Source organism: Desulfosporosinus metallidurans, from assembly GCF_001936615.1.
GTDB classification, from domain to species: domain Bacteria; phylum Bacillota; class Desulfitobacteriia; order Desulfitobacteriales; family Desulfitobacteriaceae; genus Desulfosporosinus; species Desulfosporosinus metallidurans.
The window spans coordinates 1-3896 of record NZ_MLBF01000113.1 but is presented as its reverse complement, the minus strand read 5'-3'; the positions used below and the strand labels follow the sequence as shown (position 1 = coordinate 3896).

Below are 3896 nucleotides of genomic sequence, written 5' to 3'. Positions count from 1 at the left end.
CTTGGACTATCGATATCCTATCAAAGTATTACATTGCACGGCGGAACGATTGATGTGATAAGCGAACTGGACAAAGGATCTACCTTTATTATTAATCTCCCTGTAATACCACAATTTTGAAAAATTACTAAAGCCCCGAAGAGATTTGTTTTCTCTTCGGGGCTAATGTTAACCTATCAACTTTCAGGCTAGTGGCAATGGCCCTGCCTGACGCTTTCAGACCTATCTATAAGCGTTACCTGTTTATTGAAAATTACCTTAGGACTCAGTGTCTGACAAGAAACTATCAATATAATCTTGCGGAAGTTTCTTAATTAATAACACTGGCATAGGGGATCTGTCTAGTACGTTATGCGCTAAACTACCAAAAATCAACCCTTTAAAAGTAGAAAGCCCCCGTGTACCCATAATGATCAATTCAAAGGAATTTTTTGTTGCATAATCAATAATGGTGTCAGCTGTATCGGATATATCTAACGTCTCGGAAATACTGACATTAGAACATATTAACTGGTGCTTGACGTTTTGCTTTTTCTCTAAAAAAATTTGGTTGGTCTTAGTAAGTATTTTATCATACTGATTCCTTATATCCGGCTTAGATTCATCCAGCACGCCTTTCATCCAACCCGGGGTAGGGCAAGCCGGCCAAGTATCTATCCAACTGTACTCTGTTCCCGTTGAACACCCCCAATAATATCTTTTGTATTTTGGCCTCAACTCTAACCAACTATATTCTGTCCCCTTAGAACCATCATCACTTTGTTGAATCTGCATGATAGTCAAATGCATATTGGGCATCTTCTTCAATAGTGTGGCAGTATAAACGGCAGCAGAAAAAGCTTGATGTGACCCATCGGAGTAGAGAAGTACCTTAAACTCAGAATTATTCATGCGAAATACCTCTTTCATTTGGTAATATTAACAGGATCTATGCACCTAATGATGGTCTTAAAAAATATCTACATTAAAAGATCTCCAATAAAAACTTTACTAAAACAACACAATACCGATTAAACCTGATAGTAAAATTAAATATGCCGGATGTAATTTTGTCTTTATTAACAAAATAAACGCTGCGACCAATAGAATTGAACTTTTTACGTCAATAAAATTACTTCCTCCAATAATTCCATTACTAATGGCAAATTTGATTGCAGCAAAAGCGATAACTCCAATAATTGTGGGTCGAAGTCCGTAAAATGCAGCTTTTACAGTCCGGTGCTCTTGAAATTTAAAAAACAACTTGCCAACAATGAGTATGAGCAATAGTGAAGGTAGCGTAACGCCGATGCAAGCGTCCGCAGCTCCCAAAAAACCAGCTAGTTTATCACCTACTATTGTTGCAGTGTTACTAGCAATAGGGCCGGGAGCCATCGCTGATATAGCTATCATATCCGTAAATTTACCGATTTTAAGCCAATGGTGGTTCGCCATTTCCGTCTGTATAAGGGGTATCATGGCATACCCGCCACCAAAACTGACAAGCCCTAGTTTGAAAAAAGTGATCAGCATATCCCAATACAAGTTCATAATTCTTCACCGCTTGCTTTCTTTTGAGATACATGCAGGTTTTGTATCTCTTTAGCTTTTGCAATCACAATTCCAAAAATTGCACCTAAAAAAATGACTAGAATTAGATTAAGACTTTTAAATAATAATAGGGCTAGAATACATACGGCACAGATAGCCAAGCAAGTTTTATCAACAATAGACACCTTGCTCATTTTATATGCAGCTGAAGCAATCAGGGCCACTACTACAGGCCTTATACCTTGTAATGCAGCTTGAACGTGTAGGTTATGCTGGAAAGAACCCAGCAAGGCCGCTAATAGAATTATAATGCCAAATGTCGGCAGTACTATTCCTAACATTGCTGACAGGGCACCTAGGACGCCTCCAATCTGGTATCCAACGAAAGTCGCTGAATTGACAGCGATAGCACCTGGTAATGACTGGGAAACAGCAAAAATATCGACTAAATTTTCCCTACTTAGCCATTTTTTATTATTCACCATTTTATCTTCCATGATAGGTATCATGGCAAATCCTCCGCCAAAAGTCATCGGTGAAATCCTGAAAAATACCAGAAATATCTCAAACATAAATTTACAATTGGGTTTCTTTCTCTCCATTCTTTCTCCCCCTACTGCATAAAGCAATCCATAATACGGTTGTAAAAGCGATTGACTGCCAGAAAAATAGCAGTTTATAAATAGCTGGATTTGGATGCTCCACTCATATTAATCTCTCCTTTGTAAGTAGTTGAGTAATGTACACTTAAAACAGATATCATCCCCCCTTTGCTTGTGATATAATTCTTTATGTAGCAATCAGCGTGCCAACTCTATAACCCTCTAGATCCAGGCTTTTATCAAATAAAATAAAAAGAGGTGTAGCAAATACTACACCTCGAATAACTGTCAAATATTCTTATTAAGGCAGTTTATCATCTTCATCCTCTGTTTTTTATAAAGTATTAGAACATTTTTATAAGTGCATCTTCCCTTCAATACTATATATGATTCCAGTGTAGAAACCCCTTTTTCATCTGAAAGACTGTAGACTATACATATCTTTATTCAAAAAGGTCCTCAAAAGGGGCTAAAATGTATAATCTTTATTTAATCCTGAGTGAAAATAACATATCGATTCAACGTTCTGCACATGAATCATGCATTATATGCTTCCATTTTTGGATTCTGTCATTATAGGGGGGATCGATTCTGCTGAAGAATAAGACAAAAAAATTTTCTTTTAAAGGTAACAGTCTGACGAACCAGATCGTAATTATCATTGCCGCCATCATGCTTGTACCTTTATTAGCTTTGATGTATGACATCTTTTTCGCTTCACGGACGGATGAAGTTGTCTTCTTAGACAAAGAGCAGAGACTCGAGGCCTTGGTCAAAAGTACAAATAATGAACTTTCGAAAAATCTGGAGTCTCTATGGGCAGGGCCTGACGCTATCCCATCAACTCTGCTTACTAATGAGTTTACCCGAGTCGTAGAACCCCAAGTTCCTGCAAATTCAGGTATTCGCTTCGTTCTTTATGTTCCCAGTACAGAGAAGATTACGGTACTGGGATTCCTGCATAACTATCGTAACCTCTCACCGCAAGAAGAGGCTCAGAGGGAGAAAGAAATATTTTCCACTACTAAACCAGGCCTGATAGCAACCGAAATCGGTATTGAACCACTCTTTCGAATTTCCGGTTCTTGGGATGATCAGATCGTTGAGTACATTACCCCTGTTGTACTCAAAGGGAAAGTGGTCGCAGTGATGTGGGTAGAGGAGCGACTTAATCCCTTCTTTTACCAGAGTAGTTACTTTCGGAAACTGCTGCGTTATTTCACCCTTGGCGTACTGGCCTTAGTTATGGTGGGTACCCTGATCATGATTAGAAATATAACCACCGGGGTCGACCGCTTAAAGCAGGGATTACAGAGCATGGAGAAAGATATCCATCACTTATTGCCCGAAATGCCGGGTGAACTGGGTCAGGTGGCTCAAGCAGTTAACCGAATGGCGGTAGGTCTAACCGAAAAGGAACGGTTGGAAGATCAACTTAGGCAATCTGAACACCTGATCGCACTTGGTCGTTTAGTAACCGGTGTGGCTCATGAATTGCGCAATCCCATCGCCATCATCAAAACCTTAGTCGAACTTATGAAGCAAGAATACTCCCAAGTGAGCGGCATCGAAGAATTCACAAAGGCCATAGACGAACAGGTTGACCGTCAAAATTCGGAAATTCAAGAACTACTGGACTTCGGCCGTCCTACTAAAGTTTCTATTAAGGAGTGTTCTGTCAATGATTTAATCAAGGGGGTCCTCTCTTTTTCGGCCGCAATGTTACGAAATCAGAGGATAAGAATTATCTTGCAGCTTGATGAC

At 39.3% G+C, this 3896-nt stretch carries 5 protein-coding genes; 2 read left to right on the top strand and 3 right to left on the bottom strand.

The genetic code is table 11. The features are described 5' to 3' along the window. The first annotated feature begins 12 nt into the window (after positions 1 to 12). Positions 13 to 120: a hypothetical protein gene (locus tag DSOL_RS29885; protein ID WP_345788435.1), complete on the top strand. Its 108-nt coding sequence runs from the start codon at positions 13 to 15 to the stop codon at positions 118 to 120. 138 nt (positions 121 to 258) lie between these two features. Here the strand turns inward: DSOL_RS29885 and DSOL_RS25575 are convergent, their stop codons facing one another. The 3 genes from DSOL_RS25575 to DSOL_RS25565 all read right to left on the bottom strand — a co-directional run bounded on the left by DSOL_RS25575 (position 259) and on the right by DSOL_RS25565 (position 2132). Next, the gene (locus DSOL_RS25575; RefSeq protein ID WP_075367519.1) at positions 259 to 891 is read right to left on the bottom strand and encodes a universal stress protein; all 633 of its coding nucleotides are present in this window, start codon (positions 889 to 891) and stop codon (positions 259 to 261) included. 99 nt (positions 892 to 990) lie between these two features. Further along, on the bottom strand, positions 991 to 1530 hold the full coding sequence (locus tag DSOL_RS25570; protein ID WP_075367518.1) for a chromate transporter: 540 nt from the start codon (positions 1528 to 1530) through the stop codon (positions 991 to 993). Then, a complete protein-coding gene (locus DSOL_RS25565) occupies positions 1527 to 2132 on the bottom strand; it encodes a chromate transporter (protein WP_075367517.1) in 606 nt (201 codons plus the stop codon). Before DSOL_RS25565 ends, DSOL_RS25570 begins: the two co-directional genes overlap by 4 nt. 672 nt (positions 2133 to 2804) lie before the next feature. Between DSOL_RS25565 and DSOL_RS25560 the strand changes: the two genes are divergently transcribed. Then, on the top strand, positions 2805 to 3896 hold a 1092-nt coding region (locus tag DSOL_RS25560; protein WP_139314629.1), incomplete at its 3' end, for a histidine kinase dimerization/phospho-acceptor domain-containing protein.

What these genes read in the sequence shown, in the direction of transcription:
- DSOL_RS25575 (WP_075367519.1), bottom strand. Translation starts at nt 891, where the DNA reads ATGAATAATTCTGAGTTTAAGGTACTTCTCTACTCCGATGGGTCACAT.
- DSOL_RS25570 (WP_075367518.1), bottom strand. Translation starts at nt 1,530, where the DNA reads ATGAACTTGTATTGGGATATGCTGATCACTTTTTTCAAACTAGGGCTT.
- DSOL_RS25565 (WP_075367517.1), bottom strand. Translation starts at nt 2,132, where the DNA reads ATGGAGAGAAAGAAACCCAATTGTAAATTTATGTTTGAGATATTTCTG.